General features: G+C 60.9%; 20 protein-coding genes. 4 read left to right on the forward strand and 16 right to left on the reverse strand.

Annotated features, from left to right (window positions below; all coding sequences use genetic code 11):
• Positions 1 to 99: 99 nt before the first annotated feature.
• Positions 100 to 1,068, reverse strand: a complete 969-nt coding sequence (locus VC35_RS18980; RefSeq protein WP_046041939.1) for a LysR family transcriptional regulator — start codon at positions 1,066 to 1,068, stop codon at positions 100 to 102.
• 190 nt (positions 1,069 to 1,258) lie between these two features.
• On the opposite strand from VC35_RS18980, the gene VC35_RS18985 reads away from it, so the two are divergent.
• From VC35_RS18985 to VC35_RS19000, 4 genes are all read left to right on the forward strand, one after another.
• Positions 1,259 to 2,758 (forward strand): efflux transporter outer membrane subunit, encoded by a 1,500-nt coding sequence (locus VC35_RS18985; RefSeq protein ID WP_046041940.1) that lies wholly within the window; start codon positions 1,259 to 1,261, stop codon positions 2,756 to 2,758.
• A gap of 139 nt (positions 2,759 to 2,897) precedes the next feature.
• Positions 2,898 to 5,090, forward strand: coding sequence for an FUSC family protein (locus VC35_RS18990; protein ID WP_046041941.1), 2,193 nt, complete (start codon positions 2,898 to 2,900; stop codon positions 5,088 to 5,090).
• Complete coding sequence (locus tag VC35_RS18995; RefSeq protein ID WP_007896379.1) at positions 5,080 to 5,280, forward strand: DUF1656 domain-containing protein; 201 nt, start codon at positions 5,080 to 5,082, stop codon at positions 5,278 to 5,280. The genes VC35_RS18990 and VC35_RS18995 overlap by 11 nt, the downstream gene beginning before the upstream one ends.
• A gap of 39 nt (positions 5,281 to 5,319) precedes the next feature.
• Positions 5,320 to 6,183 carry an efflux RND transporter periplasmic adaptor subunit gene (locus VC35_RS19000; protein WP_046041943.1) on the forward strand — a complete coding sequence of 288 codons (864 nt, stop codon included), beginning with the start codon at positions 5,320 to 5,322 and terminating at the stop codon, positions 6,181 to 6,183.
• 130 nt (positions 6,184 to 6,313) lie between these two features.
• Here the strand turns inward: VC35_RS19000 and VC35_RS19005 are convergent, their stop codons facing one another.
• From VC35_RS19005 to yaaA, 15 genes are all read right to left on the reverse strand, one after another.
• Positions 6,314 to 7,138 carry an SDR family oxidoreductase gene (locus VC35_RS19005; protein ID WP_046041944.1) on the reverse strand — a complete coding sequence of 275 codons (825 nt, stop codon included), beginning with the start codon at positions 7,136 to 7,138 and terminating at the stop codon, positions 6,314 to 6,316.
• A gap of 33 nt (positions 7,139 to 7,171) precedes the next feature.
• Complete coding sequence (locus VC35_RS19010) at positions 7,172 to 7,636, reverse strand: hypothetical protein (RefSeq protein WP_046041945.1); 465 nt, start codon at positions 7,634 to 7,636, stop codon at positions 7,172 to 7,174.
• Between the two features lie 288 nt (positions 7,637 to 7,924).
• Positions 7,925 to 9,376 (reverse strand): mannose-1-phosphate guanylyltransferase/mannose-6-phosphate isomerase, encoded by a 1,452-nt coding sequence (locus VC35_RS19015; RefSeq protein ID WP_046041946.1) that lies wholly within the window; start codon positions 9,374 to 9,376, stop codon positions 7,925 to 7,927.
• Positions 9,377 to 9,501: 125 nt separating this feature from the next.
• Positions 9,502 to 10,158 carry an alginate O-acetyltransferase AlgF gene (locus VC35_RS19020; protein ID WP_046041947.1) on the reverse strand — a complete coding sequence of 219 codons (657 nt, stop codon included), beginning with the start codon at positions 10,156 to 10,158 and terminating at the stop codon, positions 9,502 to 9,504.
• Between the two features lie 14 nt (positions 10,159 to 10,172).
• A complete protein-coding gene (locus VC35_RS19025) occupies positions 10,173 to 11,345 on the reverse strand; it encodes an alginate O-acetyltransferase (RefSeq protein ID WP_046041948.1) in 1,173 nt (390 codons plus the stop codon).
• Positions 11,346 to 11,356: 11 nt separating this feature from the next.
• Positions 11,357 to 12,922 carry an MBOAT family O-acyltransferase gene (locus tag VC35_RS19030; RefSeq protein WP_046041949.1) on the reverse strand — a complete coding sequence of 522 codons (1,566 nt, stop codon included), beginning with the start codon at positions 12,920 to 12,922 and terminating at the stop codon, positions 11,357 to 11,359.
• Between the two features lie 257 nt (positions 12,923 to 13,179).
• The gene (locus tag VC35_RS19035; protein ID WP_046041950.1) at positions 13,180 to 14,304 is read right to left on the reverse strand and encodes a mannuronate-specific alginate lyase; all 1,125 of its coding nucleotides are present in this window, start codon (positions 14,302 to 14,304) and stop codon (positions 13,180 to 13,182) included.
• An 8-nt stretch (positions 14,305 to 14,312) separates the two neighbouring features.
• Positions 14,313 to 15,761 carry an alginate O-acetyltransferase gene (locus tag VC35_RS19040; protein WP_046041951.1) on the reverse strand — a complete coding sequence of 483 codons (1,449 nt, stop codon included), beginning with the start codon at positions 15,759 to 15,761 and terminating at the stop codon, positions 14,313 to 14,315.
• A 10-nt stretch (positions 15,762 to 15,771) separates the two neighbouring features.
• Complete coding sequence (gene algG / locus VC35_RS19045) at positions 15,772 to 17,346, reverse strand: mannuronan 5-epimerase AlgG (RefSeq protein ID WP_046041952.1); 1,575 nt, start codon at positions 17,344 to 17,346, stop codon at positions 15,772 to 15,774.
• A gap of 26 nt (positions 17,347 to 17,372) precedes the next feature.
• The gene (locus tag VC35_RS19050; protein WP_046041954.1) at positions 17,373 to 18,863 is read right to left on the reverse strand and encodes an alginate export family protein; all 1,491 of its coding nucleotides are present in this window, start codon (positions 18,861 to 18,863) and stop codon (positions 17,373 to 17,375) included.
• On the reverse strand, positions 18,860 to 20,362 hold the full coding sequence (algK, locus tag VC35_RS19055) for an alginate biosynthesis TPR repeat lipoprotein AlgK (protein ID WP_080925337.1): 1,503 nt from the start codon (positions 20,360 to 20,362) through the stop codon (positions 18,860 to 18,862). Before algK ends, VC35_RS19050 begins: the two co-directional genes overlap by 4 nt.
• 15 nt (positions 20,363 to 20,377) lie before the next feature.
• Entirely contained in the window at positions 20,378 to 21,547 is a 1,170-nt protein-coding gene (locus VC35_RS19060) for an alginate biosynthesis protein Alg44 (protein WP_046041956.1), read from the reverse strand.
• Between the two features lie 35 nt (positions 21,548 to 21,582).
• Positions 21,583 to 23,064, reverse strand: coding sequence for a mannuronan synthase (alg8, locus tag VC35_RS19065; RefSeq protein WP_046041957.1), 1,482 nt, complete (start codon positions 23,062 to 23,064; stop codon positions 21,583 to 21,585).
• Between the two features lie 95 nt (positions 23,065 to 23,159).
• Positions 23,160 to 24,476, reverse strand: a complete 1,317-nt coding sequence (locus VC35_RS19070) for a nucleotide sugar dehydrogenase (RefSeq protein WP_046041959.1) — start codon at positions 24,474 to 24,476, stop codon at positions 23,160 to 23,162.
• Positions 24,477 to 25,302: 826 nt separating this feature from the next.
• Positions 25,303 to 26,082, reverse strand: coding sequence for a peroxide stress protein YaaA (gene yaaA / locus VC35_RS19075; RefSeq protein WP_046041961.1), 780 nt, complete (start codon positions 26,080 to 26,082; stop codon positions 25,303 to 25,305).
• Between the last annotated feature and the right edge of the window lie 285 nt (positions 26,083 to 26,367).

Here is a 26,367-nt window from a genome sequence, read left to right on the forward strand (position 1 = left end):
ATGAGTGGTGAGAAGCGTGGGGGGCGCCGATCTGTTTTTGCTCTTCTGTGGGAGTGAGCCTGCTCGCTCCCGCAAGGAATCAATCTTTGACCCGATGGATCAATTCGCCACCCGAACCCCACCCAAACTCCCGCTCAGTTCATATGCCGCCAATTCCGCCTGATGCGCCGCCAGCAATTCCGGCAACGATCCGCGCAAATACTCGACCCAGGTCTTGATCTTCGCATCCAGGTACTGGCGCGACGGGTAGATCGCATACAGGTTCAGTTCCTGCGAGCGGTAGTTGGGCATCACGCGCACCAGTGTGCCGTTGCGCAGGCCTTCTATTGCGGCGTACAGCGGCAGGACGCCAACACCCATGCCGCTGATGATCGCGGATTTCATCGCGTCGGCGGAGTTCACCAGGAACGGTGAGCTGTTGATGGTGACCATTTCCTGGCCGTCAGGACCGTCGAAGGCCCATTTCTCCAGCGGAATCACCGGGCTGACCAGGCGCAGACAGGCGTGGTTGAGCAGGTCGCTGGGTTTTTGTGCGCAGCCGTTGGCTTTGACGTAGGCCGGAGAGGCGCAAACGATGCTGTAGGTGATGCCCAGGCGCTGGGAGACGAAACCCGAGTCCGGCAGTTCGCGGGCGAGCACGATGGACACGTCGTAGCCTTCGTCGAGCAGGTCCGGCACGCGGTTGGCCATGGTCAGGTCGAAGGTCACGTCCGGGTGGGTCTTGCGGTAGCGGGCGATGGCGTCGATCACGAAGTGCTGGCCGATGCCGGTCATGGTGTGCACTTTCAGTTGCCCGGCCGGGCGCGCGTGGGCGTCGCTGGCCTCGGCTTCGGCTTCTTCGACGTAGGCCAGGATCTGTTCGCAGCGCAACAGGTAACGCTTGCCGGCTTCGGTCAGGGCGATGCGGCGGGTCGTTCGGTTGAGCAGGCGGGTTTGCAGGTGGGCTTCCAGGTTGGAGACCGCGCGCGAGACGTTGGCCGTGGTGGTGTCCAGTTGCACGGCGGCGGCGGTGAAGCTGCCGGCTTCGGCCACGTAACTGAAGGCGCGCATGTTTTGCAAAGTGTCCATGGGGTGCTCTCTCGTCGAATGACAAATTGTGACACGAAGTTTCTGTTTATTTACAGGCGACTAAAGATCGACTTACGGATTATCTCGTTAACGGTAACAAAGATTCACAGGAATCCCAGCTTATCGCCATTCAGGCCGCCCCATAGAATTGCGCAACTCGCAAAACTCCCCACCTCAGGAAATCGCAGCAGTGCCGCGTCGCATCAGCAGAGCGCTTCAGCCGCTCAGTGTTTTGGCTTTAACCCTGGCAATCAGCGGCTGCATCGGAACCGGAGGTATTGCCCCACAAGGCAAGGCGCTGGAGACCAATTCACTGGCCACCGACGAAGCGATCCAGAGCGCCGCGCAGGATGCGCACTGGCCCACCGCGCAATGGTGGCAAGCCTATGGCGACCCGCAACTGAATCGCTGGATCGACCTCGCCCTGCAAGGCAGCCCGACCCTGGCCATGGCCGCCGCCCGGGTGCGTCAGGCCCGGTCCGTGGCCGGCGTGGCCGAAGCGGCCGAGTCGCTGCAGATCAATGGCGAGTCCACCCTCAAGCGTCACAACTGGCCTACCGACCAGTTCTATGGCCCCGGCGAGCTGGCCAACAGCATCACCTGGGACAATAACGCGGCGCTGGGTTTCAGCTATGCCCTCGACCTTTGGGGCCGCGAAAGCAATGCCACCGAGCGTGCCGTGGACATGGCGCACATGAGCGTCGCCGAAGCGCGTCAGGCTCAGCTCGAATTGCAGGACAACATCGTACGGGTCTACATCGAGCTGTCGTTGCATTACGCCCAGCGGGACATCGTCGAAGCGACCTTGAAGCAGCAACAGCAGATCCTCGAGCTGGCGCAAAAACGCCTGGATGGGGGTATCGGCACTCATTTCGAGGTCAGCCAGGCCAAGACGCCGCTGCCGGAAACCCATCGCCAGATCGACGCCCTCGACGAAGAAATCGCCTTGAGCCGCAATCAGTTCGCCGCTCTCGCCGGCAAAGGGCCGGGGGAGGGCGCCCAGTTGCAGCGGCCGACGCTGTCGCTGGGTGCACCACTGAAACTGCCATCGTCGCTGCCGGCGCAATTGCTCGGCCAACGCCCGGACGTGGTCGCCAGTCGCTGGCAAGTGGCGGCGCAGGCGCGGGGTATCGATGTCGCCCATGCCGGTTTCTACCCGAACGTCGATCTGGTCGGCAGCCTTGGCTACATGGCCACCGGCGGTGGGGCCCTGGAGTTCTTGACCGGCAAGAAACTCAACTACAGCGTGGGGCCGGCGATTTCGTTGCCGATCTTCGACGGCGGTCGTTTGCGTGCCGAGTTGGGTGAAGCCTCGGCCGGGTATGACATCGCCGTCGCGCATTACAACCAGACCCTGGTCAACGCGCTGAAAAATATCTCCGATCAGTTGATCCGTCGCGAGTCCATGGACAAGCAACAGGCTTTCGCCGCCGAGTCGGTGGCCACGGCGCAGAAGACCTACGACATCGCGATGATTGCCTACCAGCGCGGCCTGACCGACTACCTCAACGTGCTCAATGCCCAGACCTTGTTGTTCAAGCAGCAGCAAGTGCAGCAGCAGGTTCAGGCGGCGCGATTGAGTGCTCATGCCGAGTTGGTGACCGCGCTCGGTGGTGGCCTCGGTGCCGGCAACGACGTGCCGAAAGACAGCCAGACTCAGGCGCCGAAAATCCCGAGCCTTTTGCGTTGAACACAAAACCTGTGGGAGCGAGCTTGCTCGCGATGAGGGCGGCACATCCAGTATTGATGCCGGCTGATACTCCGCTATCGCGAGCAGGCTCACTCCTACAAGGTGCCGGTTTTTATCGAACTTCACTGAGCAGGATTTGATGACTCCCTTGCCCGCACCCTTGCGTTGGCTGTACTCCCTTGAATGGCGTCGGGGTTTCTTCGACTGGGCACGCAGCGACGGCGTGACCTGGGTCTACATCTTCAAGGTGCTGTTCGCGGCATTCCTGACGCTGTGGCTGGCCATGCGCCTGGAGCTGCCGCAACCGCGCACGGCGATGATCACTGTGTTCATCGTCATGCAGCCGCAAAGCGGCCAGGTGTTCGCCAAGAGTTTCTATCGTTTTCTCGGCACCCTGGCCGGGTCGGCGGTGATGGTTGCGCTGATCGCCCTGTTTGCGCAGAACACCGAGCTGTTCCTCGGTTCGTTGGCGATCTGGGTAGGTATCTGCACGGCCGGCGCCACCCGCTGCCGCAACTTCCGCGCCTACGGTTTCGTACTCGCCGGATACACCGCGGCGATGGTCGGCTTGCCCGCGCTGGCTCACCCGGACGGCGCGTTCATGGCGGCGGTCTGGCGGGTACTGGAAATCTCGTTGGGCATTCTCTGTTCGACGCTGATCAGTGCAGCCATCCTGCCGCAAACCGCCAGTGCCGCCATGCGCAACGCCCTGTATCAGCGCTTCGGCGTGTTTGCCCTGTTCGTCACCGACGGCTTGCGTGGCCGCAGTCAGCGCGAGGCGTTCGAGGCCGGCAACGTGCGTTTCATCGCTGAAGCCGTGGGCCTGGAAGGCTTGCGCAGCGTCACTGTGTTCGAAGACCCGCACATGCGTCGGCGCAATGGCCGGCTCAGCCGCCTGAACAGTGAGTTCATGGGCATCACCACGCGCTTCAATGCCCTGCATCAGTTGCTCGAACGCTTGCGCAGCAACAATACGGATCATGCCGTGGCGGCGATAAAACCGGGCTTGCAAGACCTCGCCGAATTACTCGACGGCTTCAGTGGCCGTGCGCTGACCAGCGCCGATGCGGCGCGTCTGGTTACGGCGCTGAGCACATACAAGGCAGGGTTGCCGGCGCGGGTGCGCAGCCTGCGGGCGATCTTTCAGGAGAGCGAACCGAGCGACGACGAATTGCTGGACTTCCACACCGCCTACGAACTGCTCTATCGCTTCGTCGACGACCTGCACAGTTATGCACAGACCCACGCCTCCCTGGCCGATCACAGTCACGAACGGGAGCGCTGGGACGAGCCGTTCACTCCGCAAACCAACTGGATGGCAGCGGCAGCATCGGGGATACGCGCAGCGTTCATCCTGGTGGTATTGGGCAGTTATTGGGTGGCAACCGCCTGGCCGAGCGGCGCGACCATGACCCTGATTGCGGCCGCGACCGTGGGCCTGTCCGCCGCCACCCCGAACCCGAAACGCATGGCCTTTCAGATGGCGTGCGGGACGTTGCTCGGGGCGCTGATCGGCTTCGTCGAGATGTTTTTCATTTTTCCGTGGATCGACGGATTTCCGTTGCTGTGCGTGATGCTCGCGCCGGTGATCGTACTCGGCTCGTTCCTGACTTCGCGGCCGCAATATGTCGGCGTCGGCCTGGGCTTGCTGATTTTCTTCAGCACCGGATCGGTGCCGGACAACCTCACGGTCTACAACCCCTACACCTTCATCAACGACTACATCGCCATGGTGCTGGGCATGCTGGTGTGCGCAGCGGCCGGGGCGATCATTCTGCCGCCCAACAGCCGCTGGCTGTGGCGTCGGCTGGAGCAGGATTTGCGCGGTCAGGTGGTGTACGCCATCAGCGGCAAGCTCAAGGGGTTGGCGTCGAGTTTCGAAAGCCGCACCCGCGATCTGGTGCATCAGGCCTACGGCTTCGCGGCGGGTCAACCGCAAGTGCAGCGGGACTTGCTGCGCTGGATGTTCGTGGTGCTGGAAGTCGGTCACTCGATCATCGAGTTGCGCAAGGAACAGGCGATTCTGCCGGTGCATCCGGCCTATGCCGAATCCCAGCCATGGCGCCAGGCGATCCGGGTGATGGGGCGGGCGCTGGTTCGGCTGTTCCTGCAACCGAACAGCAGCAACCTGGAACGCGCGCTGATCGCAGTCGATCACGCGATCAGCCGTGTGCAGTCCACCGACGAACCCTTCGCCCCGCACTTCGATACCTCAGCGTTGCGCCGGGTGAAGAGCTACCTGCACTTCATCCGCACCTCGCTGCTCGATCCGCAATCTCCGCTCGCCGCCTTCGCAAGCAGCCAGCCCCAAGGACTTGAACATGCCTCGTGAAATCGCCTTCCACGGCGTGTACATGCCGACCATGACCCTGATGTTTTTCATCGCGGCGGCGCTTGCCTGGGCGTTGGACCGGTTTCTGTCCGGGTTCGACCTGTACCGTTTTTTCTGGCATCCGGCGTTGCTGCGCCTGAGCCTGTTTACCTGTCTGTTCGGCGCGTTGGCGCTGACTGTCTACCGTTGACTCTCTATCACTGACTCTCTATCTCTGAAGAATGCCCCGATGAAAAAGTTTTTCAGCCTGCTCGCGACCTTGCTGGTGCTGGCCCTCGCGCTGTGGATCGGCCGCTCCTTGTGGGAGCACTACATGAACACGCCATGGACCCGCGACGGCCGCGTGCGCGCCGACATCATCAACGTCGCCGCCGACGTCACCGGCGAAGTGGTGGAGGTGCCGGTGCGCGACAACCAGCTGGTGAAGAAGGGCGATTTGCTGATGCAGATCGACCCCGAGCACTACCGTCTAGCGGTGAAACAGGCGCAAAGCCTGGTGGCATCGCGCAAGGCGACCTGGGAGATGCGCAAGGTCAACGCCCATCGTCGCGCCGATATGGACAACCTGGTGATTTCCCGGGAAAACCGCGATGACGCCAGTAACCTCGCCGACTCGGCCCTGGCCGATTACCAGCAGGCCCAGGCGCAACTGGAAGCCGCCGAACTCAACCTCAAGCGCACTGAAGTGCGCGCGGCGGTGGACGGCTACGTCACCAACCTCAACGTGCACCGCGGCGACTATGCGCGCATCGGCGAGGCGAAAATGGCCGTGGTCGACATGAACTCGTTCTGGGTCTACGGCTTCTTCGAAGAAACCAAGCTGCCCCATGTGCGCGTCGGTGATAAGGCCGACATGCAACTGATGAGCGGCGAAGTGCTCAAGGGCCATGTGGAAAGCATCTCGCGCGGCATCTACGACCGCGACAACCCGGAGAGCCGCGAACTGATTGCTGATGTGAACCCGACGTTCAACTGGGTGCGCCTGGCGCAGCGGGTGCCGGTGCGGATTCACATCGATGAAGTGCCGGAGGGTGTGCTGTTGGCGGCGGGGATTACTTGTACGGTGGTGGTCAAGCAAGGTGATGGTGCATGACTTGTAGACCGAGTCGCCCCCTTCGCGAGCAGGCTCGCTCCTACAGGGATTCAGTGTTCAGCCACTGACGGTGTGGACGCCCCCAATCCCTTGTGGGAGCGAGCCTGCTCGCGAAGGGGGCGACTCGGTCTCAGAGCTGCCCACGCAACCCGAACCGCTTCATCAACCCCGATTCCAGCAGCCCCTTGGGCAACAACCCGGCCAGCAGCGGCAACGCGCGGCTGCCATTACCCAGGCGCACCAGTCGCGGTGGCTTGTCCTGCTGCACAGCCTTGAGCAAACCGACGGCAAACTCATTGGCCGGGGTCGGGTTGTCCTGAGAGGCCTTCGCTCGGGCGCGTATGCCTTCGCGTAGCGGAAACCATGGCGACTGTTCGCTGATCAGTTGCTCGGCTTCGTGCCCGGCATTCCTTGCGAAGCTGGAAGCGATGGCCCCCGGCTGGACTTCCATGACCCGCACACCGAACGGCGCCAGTTCCATGCGCAAGGCATCGCTCAAGGCATGCACGGCGGCTTTCGAGGCGCAGTAGGCTCCGGCGAATGGCGTGACCAAAACACCCGAAACGCTGCCGATATTCACGACCAATCCTTTGCTCCGGCGCAGCACGGGAAACATCGCGCGAGTGACGCCAACGACAGCGAACACATTGGTTTCGAACTGGCGTTGCATGGCCGGTACGCCACCATCGAGCAGCGGCCCCATGGCGCCATAACCCGCGTTGTTGATCAGTACGTCGAGGCCGCCGGTCTGTTGGTTGATTCGCTCGCTCAAGGCTTCGAGTGCCGGGCCGTCGTTGACATCCAGTTGTACGGCCGTGAAACCCGCGGCGGTGAGTGCAGCGACATCTTCAGCCCTGCGCGCACTGGCCCAGACTTCATAGCCGGCGACCTTGAACGCATCGGCAAGGGCGCGGCCAATGCCGCTGGAGCAACCGGTAATCAACGCAACGGGCATGGCGCATTCCTTGTGCAAAAAATGGGGGAAGGATCAGTCGGAAAAACTACCCTGCAATCGCTCGGCGCGAAACTCCAGGGTTTCCGGACGGTAGCCGGGGCGCAGTGGCGGCAGCGGCAAACAGTCTTCCCAGTTGCCACCGGCCTGCAATTCGCCGGGGCCACGATAGCGCGGGGCGGTGTATTGATTGTCGGCCAGGTTCACCGTATCGCCCGGTGCATAGGCCGCAACCCGCCACCGCAACTCAGTCAGCGGCACGTCATTGCCGTTGTTCAGGGTCAATTGCAATGGGCGGTCGGCGGGACATTGTTGTGGCGCGTAACTGATGCGCAACTCCAGGCGTTGCAGTTGCTTGAGTTCGCGGTGGTCCATCCAGATGACCCAGGTGGCGACGATGCCCAGCCCCACGGCGGCTGCCAGGGATACGGGCAAGGCCTTGGCCGGATAGCGCAGCAACAGGATCAGCCAGGTGATGACCAGCAGGACGCCGATGAACATGACGTGAAATCTCGGGAGTAGAGAGAGTCATCCTACCTAAGCGCGGGTGGGGTTGGCGATGGGCGATTCGGTGGCGTGCTGACTGGCCCCATCGCGAGCAGGCTCGCTCCCACATTAGACCGAGCCGAGCACAAAATCTGTGATCAACCTAATACCCTGTAGGAGCGAGCCTGCTCGCGATGAGGCCAGGTAAAGCAATAAAAAACCCAGTGCAAAAAAAAACCCGCCCAGCCTGCTGCGGATAGGGAACGCAGCAGGCTGGACGAGGGCTTCTTGTTTTACTGAACGTTATTGCGCGATGGTTTTCACCGCCACGCCACGCTCAACCGGTGTCGAACGCCCGTAGATATCTTCAAACCGCTCGATATCGTCTTCGCCCAGGTAGCTACCCGATTGAACTTCGATGATCTCCAACGGGATCTTCCCCGGGTTACGCAGCCGATGCACCGAAGCGATCGGAATGTAGGTCGACTGGTTCTCGGTCAGCAGGAACACGTTTTCATCACAGGTCACCTCAGCGGTGCCGCTGACCACGATCCAGTGCTCGGCGCGGTGGTGGTGCATCTGCAGCGACAGGCACGCGCCCGGCTTGACCGAGATGTGCTTGACCTGGAAGCGGCCGCCCATGTCCACCGAGTCGTAGGAGCCCCACGGACGGTAGACCTCGCAGTGGTTCTGGGTTTCGCTGCGACCCTGTTCGTTGAGGGTGTTGACCATCTGCTTCACGCCTTGGACCTTGTCCTTGTGGGCGATCATCATGGCGTCCTTGGTTTCGACCACGACGATGTTTTCCAGGCCGATCACCGACACCAGTTTGCCGTTGCCGTGGATCATGCAGTTTTTGCTGTCCTGGATCACCACGTCGCCTTTGGTGACGTTGCCGTTGGCGTCTTTTGCATTGACCTCCCACAGCGACGACCAGCAGCCGACATCGCTCCAGCCTGCGGTCAGCGGCACGACGCAGGCGCGTTGGGTTTTTTCCATCACCGAGTAGTCGATGGAGTTGTCCGGGCAGCAGGCGAAGGTGGCTTCGTCGAAGGTGATGGTGTCGGCATCTTGCTTGCTGCGCTCCAGGGTCAGCAGGCAGGTGTCGTAGATGTCCGGATCGTGCTTCTTCAGCTCTTCGAGGAAGCGGCTGGCGCGGAACAGGAACATGCCGCTGTTCCAGAAGTAGCCACCGGACTGGACGAACTCGGTGGCGCGCTTCACGTCAGGTTTTTCGACGAAGTGCGAGACGCGGCTGACACCTTCAGGCAGCAGCGAGTCGTTGGTCGACTTGATGTAGCCATAACCGGTTTCCGGCTTGGTGGCCGGCACGCCGAACAGCACCATTTCACCGTTTTCAGCGGCGACAGTGGCCAGGGCCAGGGCGCGTTGCAGGGCTTTCTGGTCTTCCAGCACGTGGTCGGCCGGCAGTACCAGCATCAGTTCGTCGCGACCTTCATTGACCAGCATCATCGCGGTCAGGGCCACGGCCGGCGCGGTGTTGCGACCGAACGGCTCCATCAGGATGCGCTGGGACTCCAGCTTGCGCGCCGCCAATTGCTCGTTGACGATGAAGCGGTGGTCTTTGTTGCAGACCACGATTGGCGTGTCCATGCCTTCGAACACCAGGCGTTCCAGGGTTTGCTGGAACAGGGTGTGTTCGCCGGTCAGGGCCAGGAACTGCTTAGGGAATTGTTTACGGGAAAGCGGCCAAAGACGTGAGCCACTACCACCTGACAAGATCACCGGAATCATGTTGTTACTCCTTGAATATCGATTGGTTAGAGCTACTGCGTTCTGTCGTTTCACTCTTGTTTTTGTTCCGTGTCCGGGCTGACGCTGCGATTCAGTGTGGGAGCGGCGTCAGCCAGGCAAATCGTTTAGCGCGTCGACACCGGGCGTTTCACCCAGACCGGCGACAGGCTGCTGCCGCTGCCGGTGACGTACAGCACCGCGGCTTCACCGCGTTCCAGGGCGACCGGTTTCACGTCGCCGACTTTGGTGGTGCCGTCGTACAAGGCCAGGCTGACCTTCACCGGGTTGATTTCACGCTCGCCGCGACCCTTGGGTGCAACGTTCGGGACTACGTCGGTCTTGCCATCGGCGGTCTTCAGGGTCAGCGCCTTGTCGCTCAGGTTTTGCACGCGTACCAGGGACTTCTGCTTGTTCTTGAACGGCGGCTCTTCGATCAGTTGCGGTGCGCCGCTGGCGTTGTTGACCAGGGTGTAATAGTGGTCGCCGGCCAGTTTCACCGGCAGGCTCTGGCTACCGACCTTGGCGCTGTAGTCGCCGCCCGGCATGAAGCTGAAGTCACTGCTCGACAGTGGCGCGACATCGCTCAGGTTGGTGCTGCCGACGGTGGCGCTGACTTCGGAGTTGCTCGCGTTGTAGATACGCACGAAGGTCGAGCCTTTCGGTGCGGTCGGGCCGTACAGGGCGGCGTCGCCACCGGCGAAAGCCTGTACCGACAGCACGCTGAGGCCGGCAACCAGGGCAATGCGTTTGGCGAGACGACGAGGAGTTGTAGTGAAAGTCATGGTGTACCTCTCTTTCAGTTTTGCGCCCGGTCGGGCGTCTCGGATTTGTTGATGGCTACGTTTTGTTGGCGGGCGCCGGCTTGTTTAAGCTCTGCGACCCACTGCGGGTCGGCGTCGCCGATTTCGTTGTTCACAGGCAGATATCGTTCAGGGAACTCCCAGATCAGCACCTGTGGCGGGCTGTTCTTGAAGGCATCGCTCTTGAGGTAGCTGAGCATCGGCAGAATCGGGCCGTGGCCGTCTTCGGCGTAATTGACCACGTCGCTGTGCAGCGCTTGCTTGAGCGCACCGACGAAGTTCCAGTTGGGGTTGGCGCTGTAGCTGGTGCCGATCAGGGCCACCGGCACTTCGGTGTTGGCGAACAGGGCATCGTCACCGGCCGGCTGGTCATCCGCTGCCACGGTGTTGCGCTTTTGCAGTGGCTCTTGCGCCGGCATCAGGTTTTCGAACAGCGGGTCGAGCGGCAGGAACAACTGCAGGTCGCCCTTGTGCGTGATGGTCTCCGCAGGTTCGGTGACGAAGCGCTGCGGCTCGCCGCTCAGCGGGTACTGGTCGGCAATGGTTTTGGCCAGACGGTTGGCGGCGATCTCGGCGCCTTGCGGCGTCCAGTGGGTGTCGGTGCGCAGGAACACTTGCTGGCCATTCTGCTTGGCCTGTTGCAGCGGGCCGAGCAGGTCAGGGGCCGGAATCCGGTCGGCGGCCAGGCGCTGGTGGAAGTCCTTGTAGAGGTTGGCGTGGATGCTCGCCGGTTTCACTTCACCGAGGTGTTCCGGGTACAGGCGCACCTTGGCCGGCACTACCGCCATCACCAGTTGTACGCCTTTCTCTTTCAGGGTCTGGCGTACGCCTTCGACCAGCGCGTAGTTGCCTTGCAGGTTCAGCTCTTCGTTGACCACCGGGTGGAATTCTTCATCGCTGTACAACCACTGGTCGCGACCGAGCACCACACCCGGACGACCTTCGTTGAACAGTTTGAAATCCAGCGCGGCCCAGAGGTTGGTGCCCAGGCGCTTGATCGGGAACTCGTCGTCGTAGTGCGTTTCCACGGCCTTGGTCCAGCGACCGTTGAGCACCGTCGCATCGGCGTTGGTGCTGAAGCCGAAGAAGCTGCGCACCGACCACAGACCGAGCACCAGCAGGGTCACCAGGAACAGCGCGATGTAGAAGATGCGTAATGAGCGGGTCATGGTCAGATCCCTCAGAACTGGAAGTAAAGGAACGGCGAGAAGCTTTGCGCCGAGAGTTTGAGAATCGAGGCAATGAACAGCAGCAGCACCAGCGCACGCATCACGTAGCGCGACCAGTCAGCGGTCCAGTAGGCCGGTTGCACCTGGGCTTCGACGCCGACGGTGTAGCCAGGCTGGTGGATGCTCGCGGGGTTATCCCCAGGCACGGCCTTGATCGTTCCCGGTGTCGCAGCGGCCGGGCCGTCGGCGTCGACGTTCACCGCAGGCTTGGTCTTGGCCGGAGGCTGATTGGTGTAGAAATCCCGCAGGCCGAAGAACGCCAGGGTTACGTAAGCCACGATCAGGGTCGCCACTTGCAGACCGGTGAGGCTGGCCTGGTTGAGTTCCGACAGCGACCAGTCGCCGAAGCTGAACATCGCGCCGTACATGCGACCGGCGACGTGCAGGTTTTCTGCGCGGAAGATCACCCAGCCCATCACCACCAGCAGGAAGGTCAGTGCCCAGCGGATCGGGTTGAAGCTGCGTGGAGAAGTGTTCAGGCCGATGGCTTTCTCGATCGCCAGCCACATGCCGTGCCACGCACCCCAGACGATGTAGGTGATGTTCGCGCCGTGCCACAGACCACCGAGCAACATGGTCAGGAACAGGTTGCGATAGGTCATCAGCGTGCCTTTGCGGTTACCGCCGAGGGTGATGTACAGATAGTCACGCAGCCAGGTCGACAGGCTGATGTGCCAGCGCCGCCAGAACTCGGTGATCGACTGGCTGACATACGGCTGCTTGAAGTTTTCCATGAAGCGGAAACCCATCATCAGGCCCAGGCCGATGGCCATGTCGCTGTAACCGGAGAAGTCGAAATACAACTGCGCGGTGTACGCCAGCGCGCCGAGCCAGGCATCGCCCGTGGTCGGGTTTTGCAGGGCGAAGCAGTGGTCGGCCACCACCGCCAGAGTGTCGGCGATGAAGACTTTCTTGATGAAACCCTGCATGAACCGCGTGCAGCCCTCGGAGAACTTGTCGAGGGTGTGGGTGCGGTTGTTGAACTGGTCGGCCAGGTCGCGGAAACGCAACACGGGGCCGGCGATCAAGTGCGGGAAGATCGCCACGAACGCCGCGAAGTCGATCAGGTTGCGGGTCGCCGGGGTGTCGCCACGGTAGACGTCGATGATGTAGCTGATGGACTCGAAGACGTAGAACGAGATCCCGATCGGCAGCAGCACGTGGGTCAGGATGAATGGCGAAAGGCCCACCGACGTCATCATTGCGTTGATGCTGTCGACGCCGAAGTTGGCGTACTTGAAGTAGCCGAGGATGCACAGGTCGACGGCCACGCCGAGCAGCAGCCAGCGCTGCGCCGGTTTGGTCCTGACCCCGGCGGCACCGACTTTCAGGCCGATCCAGTAGTTCCACAGCGTGACGCCGGCGAACAGCGCGAGGAAGTCCACACGCCACCAGGCGTAGAACACGTAGCTGGCAATCAGCAGCAGCAAATTGCGATAGCGTTGCCCGCTCAGGTAGTACAAGCCGAGGAAGATCGGCAAGAACAAAAACAGGAACACGTTGGACGAAAAAACCATCCCGATCTCTCCTTGTTTGAACCAACAGTCAAGGGCCAACGGCCCCCCCAAACCCCCCAAGAAAAACCGGGGGGCATCACACAAAAACTCACACCTGACACTGAACCTGTGGCGAGGGGGCTTGCCCCCGTTCGGCTGCGAAGCAGTCGTAATACCTGTCCGCGCGCTCTGTCTGAATTACCGCGTTGTCAGGATTTGGGGGCGCTGCGCACCCCAACAGGGGCAAGCCCCCTCGCCACATTGGATCGTGTTAAACCTCAAGAACCCTTGTTGCCCTTTTCATTGGCCGGGTCGTAGACCTTGGTCAGGTCACCGCCGAGGCGGAAGGTCTTGAACGGTTGCATCTTGTGCTTCTTCGCCAGCACCTCGGGCGAGCAGGTGTAGAGCGAGCAGAACGGTTCGAGCCAGGCGAATTTCATGTCCTCTTTCAGGTCGGTCATGTCCTGTTCCTTGCCGTTCTTTTCCTCGAACTCATCCGGGTCTTTCACCCCGGACAACACCCGGTCACCCAGGCGTTTGAGTGCGCCATTGTTTTCCTGACGCAGATCCACACCGTTGACCTGGGCGAAACTGGCGATCATCGCCAGCGGCGGCAGGGCGTAGTTGTGGTAGGCCAAGGCCCGTTGCTGACGCTTGAGTTCGTTGGGCAGGTAGCCGTCGGCGTCGATCTGGTTGGCGCCGACCTTGTATTCCTTCACCGCCCAGTCGAACAGGTCGCGGCGGTTGGTGGCGACGGAGGTGGCCATCACCGACCAGGCGGCCCAGTACGAGTGGTTGTTGGTCATGTCGAGCGGCAGGTTGTCCCAGTCGCTGACCACCTGGTCGGCCATCTTGCTGAACCAGGCTTCGATCACTTGCGCTTCCTGTTGATGGGTGGCCAGCGGGTGAGAGTCGGAAAATTTCAGGCGGATGTACGCCGAAGCCATACTGCCCAGCGCCCATTTGCGCATCGACTTGCCGGTGTGGTTGAAGTCCTTGGACATCAGCGCGTCAGCCTGGGCCCAGGCCGTCAGCCAGCTCAACGTGCATTCCAGTTGTTCCGGGCGACCGTCACGCATGAACTGCATCACGCGCTTGCTGGTGCCGCGCTCGATCTTGGTGATGTCGGCGGTGCTCTCGCGAAAGGCTTTTTCCGATTGCACGTTCAGGGTCGCGCGGGCCTTGTCCGAACCTTCGTACTTGCTGCGAAATTGCAACGAGCCGGTGTACGGCGTCGGCATCGCATCGCAGCCTTCGCTGTTGTCGCCCGTCTTGAATTTATCCACAGGCGCAAAATAGCCCTGGGGTGGACGTAGTGGCGCAGCCGCTTGCGTGGCCCCGGTGAACATCGCCAGGCTCAAGAGCGTCGGTGCCAACAGTGTTGAAAATTTCGGATAGCGCATAGCAGACCTCATTGCCCGACCGAAGCAGTACGCTGTTCGGCGCCCGGGAATACGTTGCGTTTGCAAATTTTCGCTTCGACTTTCTGTGGTGCGGCACCGGCTTCGGGGCCCTGGACTTCAACGGCCAGCAGGTTCTGCGAGGCCCAGTCTTCATCCGTGCGCAACTCGAAAGCGAAACGCCCGTCAGTCTCGGAGGTTTCCGGTTTGTCGATCTTGATGTCCTCGTGGCGACCGTTCATGTACCAGAGGGTGGCTTGCAGGGTTTTCACCGAGGTGTCGGCGAAGCGGACGTCGACCTGATGACTACCGTTGCGCAGGTCCATGTTCTTGCTGTTGACCATCAACTCGTTTTTGCCCGGCTTGAGCGTGGCGCTGCCGGACATCTGTGCATCCTTGCCTTCGCAACCGTTGTCCAGCAACGCCATCATCTGGCGGTAGATGGTTTCCTGGTCGAGGCGGTACAGCGGCGAGAATTCCCAGATGAGAATCTTCGGCGGGTTCTTCTGGAACTCGTCGCTGCCCAGGTACTGCAGCATCGAACCTTCCAGGCCGCCGCCGGGGAACGCCACGTTGAGGATGTCGGCGCCGATGGCCTCTTCGAGGAAGCCGGCGAAGTTGTAGTTCTTGCCACTGTGGGAGGTACCCACGAGGGTGATTTGCGGGTTGCCGGAGTCGCCGAACAAATCGCCATCGCCCGCTTCGCCCTTCGGCTCGGTGGTGAACTGATCCATGTACTGGATCGCGTAGCTGGTGCCACAGAGTTGACCGGCCATGTTGTGCAAGGTTCCGGTCTTGCCCATGCGACCCGACTTTTTGGTCTCGAATTCGCGCTTGGGAATGTCGGCGAATTCAGGCAATTGCTTGACCTTCTCGGCGACGATTTTCGCCGTGCGCTGGGCGCCGTACGGGGTCCAGTGCTGGTCGCCACGGAAGTAGAAATCGTGGGCAGGCAGGGTGTCGGGCAACGACTCGTTGGTCAGCGGCGACAGGTCCGGAACCACGTAGCCCATCTGCGCGAAACGACCGAGCATGGACTGGTAGTTCTTCAGCGCCTTGTCGAAGTCGAAACTGGCTTTCTCCGCCGGGTTGAGCTTGTTGCGGTTCACCAGACCACGGGTCGGCTGGTACACGACAACCAGTTCCACGCCTTTGCTCTTGAACGCATCGTGCAGTTGTTTCATGCGTTTGTAGCCGGCGGGCGTGGTGTCGAATTCGGTGCGCAAGTCTTCTTGCGTACGGAACAGCCAGTCACCCTGGGCCTGCACCAGCGTGGTGAAGTTCTGCTGATAACGGGTGGTGTAGTTCTTCGGATCGTGAGCAGCCGGGCACAGGCTGCAGCACGGTTCTGCGGTGAAGCTCGGCGCTTTGATTTCGTCGGCGCGAACACCGCCGCTGGCCGCGAGAATGCCGGCGGTCAGGGCCGACAGGCTGAGTAATTTGATCAAGTGTGGGTGCATAAGATTATCCTCAGTCCCGCATTTCGGTCTGGCGTTCGACAGGGTCGATCAGCACGGCTTTCTGCTGGCGCACCAGCAGGTCGAGAATTTCATCCTGGCGCTCGCCGAGGATGCCGGTGAAGCTGATGCCGCTGGCCTTGGCTGGCGCGAGCATGGACACGCGATACAGCTCGACACTCAGCGGCGAGTCGATGGACAGCGGGCCGCTGCCGTTGGCCGCCAGCTCACCGCCGACCACGATCAGCGATACCTGGGCGTCGAACGGGTCGAGTTTGATGTCACGGTCGGTGTTGCTCAAGTCCTTGATGTGCCCGTAGACACCGGTCAGGCCGTTGGCCATGGCGACGTTTTCGTACAGGCGAATGTTCACGCTGTTACGAATGCGGATGCCGTGGCGCTTGTTGCTCAACACGCGGTTGCCCCACAGCAGGTTGTCGGCACTCTCGTAGAGGGTGATGCCGTCGGTGTGGTTCTGGTAGATCTCGTTGTGGGCAATCAGGTTGTTGACGCTGTTACGGTCGATCACCAGCCCCGAGAGGTGGTTGTCGTAGCTGCGGTTGTTGAAGATGAAGCTGTCGTTGACCTCACGGGAAATAATGATCCCGTGCTTCTTCTTCGTTCCGTAAACGGTGTTGTCGGCGATGATCAGGCCGTGGGACCGGTCATGCGGGTCGATGCCGTAGACGATGTTGTCTTTGTAGGTGTTGCCCTTGACCACGAAGTCGCGGGTTTCATAGCAGTAGAAGCCGTACCACATGTCCGAGAATTCGGAACCGACGATCCAGCCGGTCGGCTCAGGGCGCTTGAGCACCTTGGCCATGTTCGGCGTGTACTGGGAAATACTCACGCCGTAGGACTTACTGTTGGCGTAGCCGAAACTGGCGATCTTGCTGTTGGCGATGTAGGTCTCGGTGCCGCCCCAGGACAGCAGGAACGGACGGAATTCCTTGGGCGAGGTAAACGTCGCCGGGCCGTTGTCCTTCTCGCGCCAGCCAGTGATCTTGGTATCGCGCACGAACAGCTGGCCGTCGTTGACCAGGAACGCACCGGCCTCCTGGGACAGGCGCAGTTCCTGGGTCTGCTTGTCGATTTCCAGAATGCCGCGACGACCGACCACGATCGGCAACCGGGAGAGGAACACTCCCGGCGAGGTTTCGCTGAAGTACTGCTTGGGGACTTTTTTCGCCAGGTCCTTGAGGTTCATGTAGCCGTCGTCGACGAAGATTGCCTGGGGGATGCCGTGCTGACGCACCACCCATTCGGCCATCTTGTTGTCGCCACCGATGAAGTCCTTCAGGGCGTCTTCCTGCATCATCCGGCGCAGGCTGATCTTGCCCGGTTTGCTGCGCACGACCTTCGCGGCGATGGCCTCGGCGGTGTAGCCGGAAACGTCCGGCAGTTTCGGCGTGGCCAGTTCCAACGGCGCGGTCGGCGCGCTGCTGACGGTGTAGGTCTTGGCCTGTTGCAGTTCCTTGGCCGTGGTTACCGGCTTCGCCGGTTCCACATTGGCGAAGGCAGTCGCGCTGGCCAGCAGCATCGCGCCGGCCAACAGGCTGATCGAGCCTTTTCGGGCTGGATGATTCATCTGGGAGACTCCCTTCGCAATGTGCATCAGAAGCGCCAGATCACGTCGATGAACGCGCGGTGCATGTACGAATCGACTTCCTTGCCGTACGCATCGCCTGGCTTGAACACGCCACCACGGAAGCGCACCAGGGCCGAAGGCTCGTCGATCGACTGGCTCAATGCCGCCGGCAACAGGCCTTGCTTGAAGTACTTGGTGACTACCAGATCCATCTCCTGACCGAGGTCTTTCTCGCCATCGTTCAGCGGCAGGGACGTGGTGGAAAGAATTGCGCCGGTGGCATCGTCGGTGTTGTTTTCGACGGCGTTGATGCCATTGCTGCCGATCGGCTTGTTGCCGTCGACGCGCCAGAACTTGTGGTAGATCAGGCTGGCGTCGTATTCGTCGTTGAGCATCCACGAGCCGAACAAAGTCGCGGTCTGCATGTTTTGCATTTCGCCACGGAAGGCTTCGCCGAAACGGTGAACCCGCGAGCGCGTACCGGTGTAGTTCGAGCGGTTGCTTTCCAGACCGTTCTGTTCGTACTCGGCACTGGCGCGGGCATAGGCAGCACCGACTTGCCATTGCGGATCGAGGCGCAGGCGCACGCCGACATCGGTGGCCCAGCCGTTGAGGCTTTCACCGCGCTTGGCTTCAGCTGGCGACGTGCCATCGGCGTTCAGCGGGTTGACCTTGTCGATGTCGCCGCTCATGCCGGTGATGCTGCCCCAGTAATTGACCGTGTTGGTATTGCGCCAGTTATAGGCGTCGCTGTCGGCGGTCAGGCCGATCCAGCTGATGTCACCGTTCTGTTTCTTGTCCAGCGAATCGGCCGGCACGCCCGGTTCCGGGTAGTCGAGCTTGCCGTTGTCGTGGGTATGATGACCGCGAATACCGACCCAGTTGCCCGGTGTCCACTGATACGAAGCATCGGCGTAGGCGTGCAGGCGATCCTTGTCTTTCGGGGCGAGTTCCGTGAGGTCGGTGCGGTACTCGCTGAAACGTTCGGCGACCCCGACGTTGGCGCGCAAGAGGGTTGTGTCGAACGTCCAGTTCAGGGCTTCGATGTTGGTGTCGCGCCATTGGCCGTCGGCGTTGTGCAGACGTTGGCGACCGAGCTTCAACTGCTCGCCCGGATACGGCGTAAGTCCGCTGTAGCCGACCCAGAATTCGCGCATGGCCAGGTAGTTTTTCTTGGTCTTGCGATCACCGTTGTCGGTGGGCGTGGTGCCATCACTGGCGGTCCCTTGCAAGGTGTCCGTCTCGATGATGTCGGTGGCCGTCACGGCTTGCCCCATGGCATAGGCGCTCCACGCGCCGCTTTCGCCATAGATCCATGGACGCAAGTCGAGGCCGACGCCGTTGACGTCGCCACCGCTCTGGGTACCGAGGTCACTGTCGTCTTCGGATTGGCCGGTAACCTTCACTTCCAGGCCAAAGTTCTTGGTTTCTTCAGTCATCGCAGCAAGCGTCGGGCAAGACCAGATCAGCGCGAATGTCAGGCCAATGCCGGCCTTCATGAATGGATTCAACTTCATTGGGATTCCTCGCCATCTTCTTCTTGCAGGGCATGCAGTTCCGGCGTGTTCGGGCTCAGGGCACCGCGCACGGCCTGTTCTTGTTTCAACAGGCGTTGGGCTTCGGCCAACCGGTCGGGCGGCAATTGCGTTTGGATTGTTTGCGCAAGCTCGGTGGCTTGCGGAGTGTTCTGGGCCAGGGCCAGTTGGCTGAAGACGTAGGCGTTCAGCGGATCAGGCTTGGTGCCCTTGCCTTGGGAAAACAGTTGGGCAATGGCGAAGTCGGCGCTGTTCTGGCCGTTGCGCGCAGCAGTCAACAGATGGTCGAGGGCCTTCTGCGGATAGACCTTGCCCAGGTAGCCACGGCGATAGATCTGGCCGAGGTAGTAATCGGCAGCGACTTCGCGGCCGACGGCTTTCTGGAAATGCGCTTCGGCGACCTTGGCGTCGGCAGGCACCAGTTTGCCTTCGAAGTAGAGCTTGCCCAGCAACAACTCGGCGCGGGGCTGGTCGGCGGCGCGGCCGTTGTCCAGGTACTTCATCATCTGGTCGACGTCACCCAGTTCGGGGAAGTCGTAGAGCAGTTGTGCGAGGGTGACCCACGACGCCGGGTAGCCCGGTGCGATCGGTTCGAGCAGCGACTGCGCGGTTTTCTCGTCGGTCTTGCCCAGGGACGCATCGGCGAGCACACGGGCGACGCTGTCGACGCGCTGTGCCGAAACGGTGCCGCGGGCATGCGCGGCTTGCATCTGCTTGATCAGCTCGGCCTGTTGCTCTGGCTTGGCCTGTTTCTGATAGACCGTGGCCAGTTCGACGTAGCAGATATCGCTGGTGTTGAGCGCGGCCTTGCAGATCTTTTCCACGTCATCCAGGTGCTGGTCGTAGGTGCCCTGGGTGCGGTAGAGCAGCACTTGCGCCAGGCCGGCTTCCGGTTTGTTCTCGGCGCGCCATTGGCTGATCTGCTGCTGCGCATTCACGTTGGGGAAGCTGTGCGGGTATTGCAGGTACAGCATCGCCAGCGGAATCAGCGTATTGCCTTCGCCATTGGCTGCCGCTTTTTTCAGCAGGGTTTCGGCTTCGTGTTGCTCGGCTTCGGTGGAGCCGGGCTTGGCCACCAGCAAGCGTCCAAGGCGTGCCTGGGCGCGCGGCGAAACATCGGCCGCTGCGCGATAGGTCGCCTCGGCCTGTTTCATCTGCGCCGGGTCACGGCTGTCGACCTGGATATCGGCCAGGCCGACCTGCGCTTCGCTGTAGCCCAGGTCTGCCAGTTGCCGGTAATTCTGCGCGGCGGTGGCGGTATCGCCACGCTTGAGCGCTTCGTTGGCCAGGCGCTGGTCGGGCAGGCCGGCGCAACCGGCCAGGCTGATTGCCAAGGCCAGCGAGCACACCATCAATCCAGTGTGGGAGCGAGCCTGCTCGCGCAGCAGGCGACTCGGTGCATCAGACAGACCGCGTCGATCCCATCGCGAGCTGGCTCGCTCCCACAGGGTCGGCGGCGTGTTGAGGGTTGGAGTAGTCACAGGCATGTCCTCGACTTAAAGACCGACAGCCATGGCTTTGTCGATCAGCCAGTTCAGGTTCGGGCCACGGTCGCTGTTCACTTCCACCGGGCGGCCGGCGAGGGAGCTGTCCAGGGTTTCGTCCGGCTGGATCAGCACGCGGATGTCCGAAGACAGGTCGGCGCTTTTCAGGCTGGTGCTGCTGACGATCTTGCCGGTGCGGCTCTTGTCCTCGCCGGCGATCTGGAAGCGCACCGAAGTACCGGGGCGCACGTCGCCGAACTGGCGATAGGAGAAGCGCGCTTCAACATTGGCTTCGCTGTTGCGCGGCACCAGTTGGAAGATCACGTCGCCCTTGCTGGCGTACTGACCGTTGGCGACCATTTGCTGGGCCACGGTGCAGTCGCAAGGCGAGGTCAGGGTGCCGGTCATCTGCTTGCCGAACAGTTCTTCAACCTTGGCCGGTTGCAGTTGGTCTTCGTCCAGATGGCCCTTGAGCACGTCGAGCATGCTGGTGCTGAAGGTCGCCAGCGGTGCGCCCTTGGCGGCTACGCCGTCGGCTTTCACCAGGCTCTGCACGGTGCCGTCGCGGGGCATGGTGATGTTCACGCCCGGCACGCTGACCAGACCGGCCTGGGCGTGGCTGACGAAGTACATGCCGTACACCGATTTGAAAACAAAGCCGAATGCAGCCAGGCCAACAACGAAGATCCCCAGGCTGAAGGTCACGGCTTTCATGCGGCCGAACGCGGTCATGCCGTGACCGCCGTCCTTCATCTTGCGCGCCTTGGTGAAGTTGTCGCGCTGCAGGGTCGCCAGCATTTCACCCACGCTGACGATGTCGCCGGCCAGGTGCGAAGTGATCAGGTGGCGCAGGGTCGAGATGTCCCGTGGTTCCAGGTTCTGGAACTGGCAGCCGGTGCGTCCGGTCTCGCGATCGAAGGAGCGGACCTGCAACTCGACGTCCATGGCCAGGCCGAGGTTGTCGATGACGAATTGCAGGCGGGCCTTGTACACGTCACCGATCTTCAGCGGCAATTGACCGGCGTTGAACGCCAGGCCACCGGCGGACAGGTCGATCACCCGGGCTTCGACCGGCGTCCGGTCTGGGCCGAAGAAACGCAACTTGGCCGGGATTTTCACTCGGGCGTGTTGGCGCTGGGCTTCGGATTCGTGCACTACGTTGGCGTTGACGGCGGTATTCATAGGGGCGTTTTCCTAGTTAATTCAGGCGAGTTCGGTCAGACCATCAACAGCAGCACGGCGACAAAAATGCTGCCGGCAGAGAAGGTCATGGTCCGAGACGACCAGGTGTTGAACCAACGTTGAAAGCTGGCGAGATCACGGGTCAGAGAAGTGGGTTGGCGAGTCCAGGACTGTTTGTCGAGGCGGAAGAACACGTAGATCTTCACCAGCGCGCCGACGATCTGGTTGTAATAGAGAATCGCCGGGTAGGCCGGGCCGATCCGGTGTCCGGAGCACGACAGCAACAAGGTCAGGATGAACCGGGTGATGCCGATCCACAGCAGGTACACCAGGATGAACGCGGTGCCGTACTTGAAGCTGGCGATCAACGCCACGGTCAGGCCCAGCAGCGAGGTCCACATCGACACGCGCTGGTCGAACAGCACCACCGAAGTGAACACGCCGAGGCGTTTGATCCCCAGGCCCAGGGCACGGGAGTTCTGCCGCAGGTTGTTGCCGTACCAGCGGAACATCAGTTTGCGGCTGGCCTTGATGAAGCTCTTTTCCGGCGGGTGTTCAACGGTGTTGATCGCCGCGTCGGGCACGTAGAACGTGTCATAGCCAAGGCGCATCAAGCTGAACCAACTCGACTTGTCATCGCCGGTAAGGAACTTGAAGCGACCCAGGCGCCAGTGTTGCAGCGAGTCGCTTTCCACGTCGGCGATGAAGTCCGGGTTGGTGACCACGGTGGCGCGGAACACCGACATGCGGCCGGTCATGGTCAGCACGCGCTTGGACAAGGCCATCGAGCACATGTTGATGTGGCGCTGGGCGAAACGCAGTTTGTGCCATTCGCTCATGATGTAGCCGCCGCGCACTTCGCAGAATTCGTTGGTGGTCAGGCCACCGACGTTGCCGAACAGCTGGAACCACGGCACGGTCTTGAGCACCACGCCTTCGGCCAGCACGGTGTCGCCATCGATCACCGCGACCACGGCACGATCATCCGGCAGGTGCCGGGAGATGGCGCGGAAGCCATAGGCCAGGCCATCGCGCTTGCCAGTGCCGGGAATGCGCACGAAGTCGAGCTTGACCCGGGACGGTGGGTTCATCCGGTTCCACAGGCTTTTGACCAGCAGCTCATCGGACATTTCCACGATGGAGCAGACCACTGTGGTCGGCAGGCCGCAGTCGATGGCTTCGCGGATCACCGAGCTGTAGACCTGTGCGGTGGTCAGGGCATCGATGCGGAAACTGGTGACCATCAGGAACACGTGGGACGGGTCAGCCGCTTTGCCCAGCTTGCGCACTTTGCGCCGCAGGTACGGGTAGACGATGTACAGAAAAATCATGCCGCGCACAAAGTGAGTGGCACCCATCGAGTAGCGCCAGATACCTACGGCGCCAATCAGGAAAATGAAGTCCTTCGACTCGGAGTCGAACGTGGACACGGGCAACGCCATGGCGAGGCCCATCAGTAAACTCAGGTAGAACAGCCAACCGGCGGCCTGAAGTAGGCCGTGCTTTAGCCTGTGCATAATCGGAATCCTAAAGTCAGTTGCAAGCCCCAAGCTTCAAGCCCCAAGCGAGGAGCTTTGAACTTGCGGCTTGGAGCTTGAAGCTTGCGGCTGCTTTACCAGCAGATACCTTCGGCCCGGCTATTCGTGCTGGTGGCCTTGGACATGAAACCAACCAGGTCGATCACCTGCTTGCCGTGTGGAACGTCCTGCACCAGGGCGCGGAATTTCTCGTCACGGTTGCCGAGGATGATCACGTCGGAGTTGTTGATCACCGCGTCGAAGTCGGAGTTGAGCAAGGACGAGACGTGAGGGATCTTCGACTCGATGTAGTCCTTGTTCGCACCGTGAACGCGGGCGTACTCGACGTTGCTGTCGTAGATGCTCAGGTCATAGCCCTTGCCGATCAGCATTTCCGCCAGGTCGACCAGCGGGCTTTCGCGCAGGTCGTCGGTGCCGGCCTTGAAGCTCAAGCCCAGCAGGGCGACTTTGCGTTTGTCGTGGCTGGAAACGATGTCGAAAGCGTTCTGCACCTGGGATTCGTTGCTGCGCATCAGCGAGTTGAGCAACGGGGCTTCCACGTCCAGGGAACCGGCGCGGTAGGTCAGGGCACGCACGTCTTTTGGCAGGCACGAGCCACCGAAGGCGAAGCCTGGGCGCATATAGTACTGGGACAGGTTGAGGGTCTTGTCCTGGCAGACCACGTCCATCACTTCGCGACCGTCGACGCCGACCGCCTTGGCGATGTTGCCGATTTCGTTGGCGAAGGTGACCTTGGTGGCGTGCCACACGTTGCAGGTGTACTTGATCATCTCGGCAACCGCGATGTCCTTGCGGATGATCGGTGCGTCGAGCTCTTCGTACAGCGATTGCAGAACGTCGCCGGACGCCTTGTCGAATTCACCGATGACGGTCATTGGCGGCTGGTCATAGTCGGCGATGGCGGTGCTTTCGCGCAGGAACTCAGGGTTCACGGCCACGCCGAAATCAACACCGGCCTTCTTGCCAGAGCAGTCTTCGAGAATCGGGATGACCACGTTGGCCACAGTGCCCGGCAGTACGGTGCTGCGTACGACGATGGTGTGGCGGGTGGTCTTGTCACGCAGGACAAAACCGATTTCGCGGCACACTGCCTCGATGTAGTTCAGCTCCAGGTCGCCGTTCTTCTTGCTCGGCGTGCCCACGCAGATCATCGACAGGTCGGTGTCGCGAATCGCCTCGGCGAAGTTGGTGGTGCCACGCAGACGACCTGTCTGGATGCCCTGGGCCAGAAGTTCACCCAGGCCCGGTTCAACGATCGGCGATTTGCCGGCATTGATCATATCGATCTTGTCTTTGGCCACATCGACGCCAACGACGTCATGGCCCCGTGCAGACAGGCAACCGGCACATACTGCGCCGACGTAACCCAAACCAAAAATGCTGATGCGCATCGCAATTACCTCTCTGTTATCAAGCCTGTATACATCAAGCCATTAGATGGCCGGAGTTAATGGTGTTCAGCGTGTTTAGTGCACTCGCAAGTGTGCCTTGCAGGCACGACAATGCCCTGTGCTGGCATATAAGTTACGAGTGTCTAAATAAATGCACTCAAGGTGTGCGCAACTAGGCCTTGTTGTTATGATTTGCCCTGTTATGCAGCCGATCCTCCTTTCAGAAGGATGCAGGTGCAACGGCCTTGCACGCTTGATGTCGGGCCGAAAGCCCGTGGATCAAGCGGTTGGGTGCTCGGGTGAGCACGTTTATAGGGGCGCTGCCGTGGCCTTGTAGGGGATAGCCATACTGCGTTATCTCCTCTCCGATTGCCGTTGTCCAAATCAGTGATTAGTGAGGGCAAGTTAATATTACAACTTGGCTACATGAATCGCTTATCTGCGTAAGTTATCTCGTACACGCTCGGCGAGAATCGTTACCGGTGGTATGAACGGCGCGTTTGGACATAGTTCCAGTCCGCTCATCGTCAAATCTGAAATTTCTTGAAATATTGAGAAAGATGGCACTGCTCTCAAACTGATAGCACTTACCGTTTCGCCCTTTATATATAGGCGGATCATTGGGCAGGATATTTTTTTGCCACTACTGTTAAAAAAAGTCAGTGCCACTACGCAAAAAAATGATTGAAGTCGAGTGAAACTAAAGTTAGAAAACTGGTCGGTATTTTTCTGGCGCCATAAAAATGGCGAAAAGGCGGGGAAGGCTGAAGTGAGTCAAGGGTCGGCGCACCAGGGGGGTGAGGAGGTCGTGCGCCGACCGGATGCATCACTCTGGTGCGTGGTCTCGCAGAAACACCAGATTGTCCGGCTTGGACTGTTCGGCGCTGTAGCGATAGCCCTGAACGTCGAACTGCTTGAGGGTGGCCGGGTCGTTGATGCGTTCTTCGATGACGAAGCGGCTCATCAAGCCGCGGGCCTTTTTCGCGTAGAAGCTGATGATCTTGTACTGGCCGTTCTTCAGGTCCTTGAATTCGGTATTGATGATGCGCGCGTTCAAGGCGTTGCGTTTGACCGCCGAGAAGTACTCGTTGGACGCCAGGTTGAGCAGCACGTCATCGCCCTGGTCGACCAGGGCTTCGTTCAGCCATTCGCTGATGCGCGTGCCCCAGAAGGCATACAGATCCTTGCCCCGGGCGTTGGCCAGCCTGGTGCCCATTTCCAGGCGATAGGGTTGCATCAGGTCTAGCGGGCGCAGCAGGCCATAGAGGCCCGAGAGCATGCGCAGGTGTTTTTGGGCGTAGTCGAAATCGTCTTCGCTGAGGGTTTGCGCATTCATGCCGGTGTACACATCGCCCTTGAAGGCCAGCAGCGCCTGCTTGGCGTTTTCCGGGGTGAACGCAGGCGTCCAGCTGCCGAAACGCGCGGCGTTGAGCCCGCCGATCTTGTCGGAGACGTGCATCAACTCACTGATTTGCGCGGGCGTCAGCTCACGCAATTGCAGGATCAACTCCTGGGAGTGGTCGAGGTACTGCGGCTGGGTGAAGCGCTGGGTCGCCGGCGGTGTTTCATAGTCGAGGGTCTTGGCGGGTGAAATCACCATCAGCATGAAGTCGTCTCCTTTAATCGTGGCGGCGATTCTAGGGGGTTGTCCTCGTTGACTCCAGCTATGGCGTCCATAGGTGATGGCCGGTGGAGCACGGATTTTGTCTGGATGGGCTTCTGTGGCGAGGGAGCTTGCTCCCGCTCGAGCGCGAAGCGGTCGCAAAACCGGTAGTCGGGGTCTGGCTGAAGGAATGTGATGACAGGTTTAGGTCTGCTTCGCAGCCCAGCGGGAGCAAGCTCCCTCGCCACAGAAAGCATTCATGCCTCAGGAGGAGTGGGTGCCTTATCA

Origin of the sequence: Pseudomonas fluorescens (genome assembly GCF_000967965.1) — a bacterium.
GTDB lineage: Bacteria > Pseudomonadota > Gammaproteobacteria > Pseudomonadales > Pseudomonadaceae > Aquipseudomonas > Aquipseudomonas grandcourensis.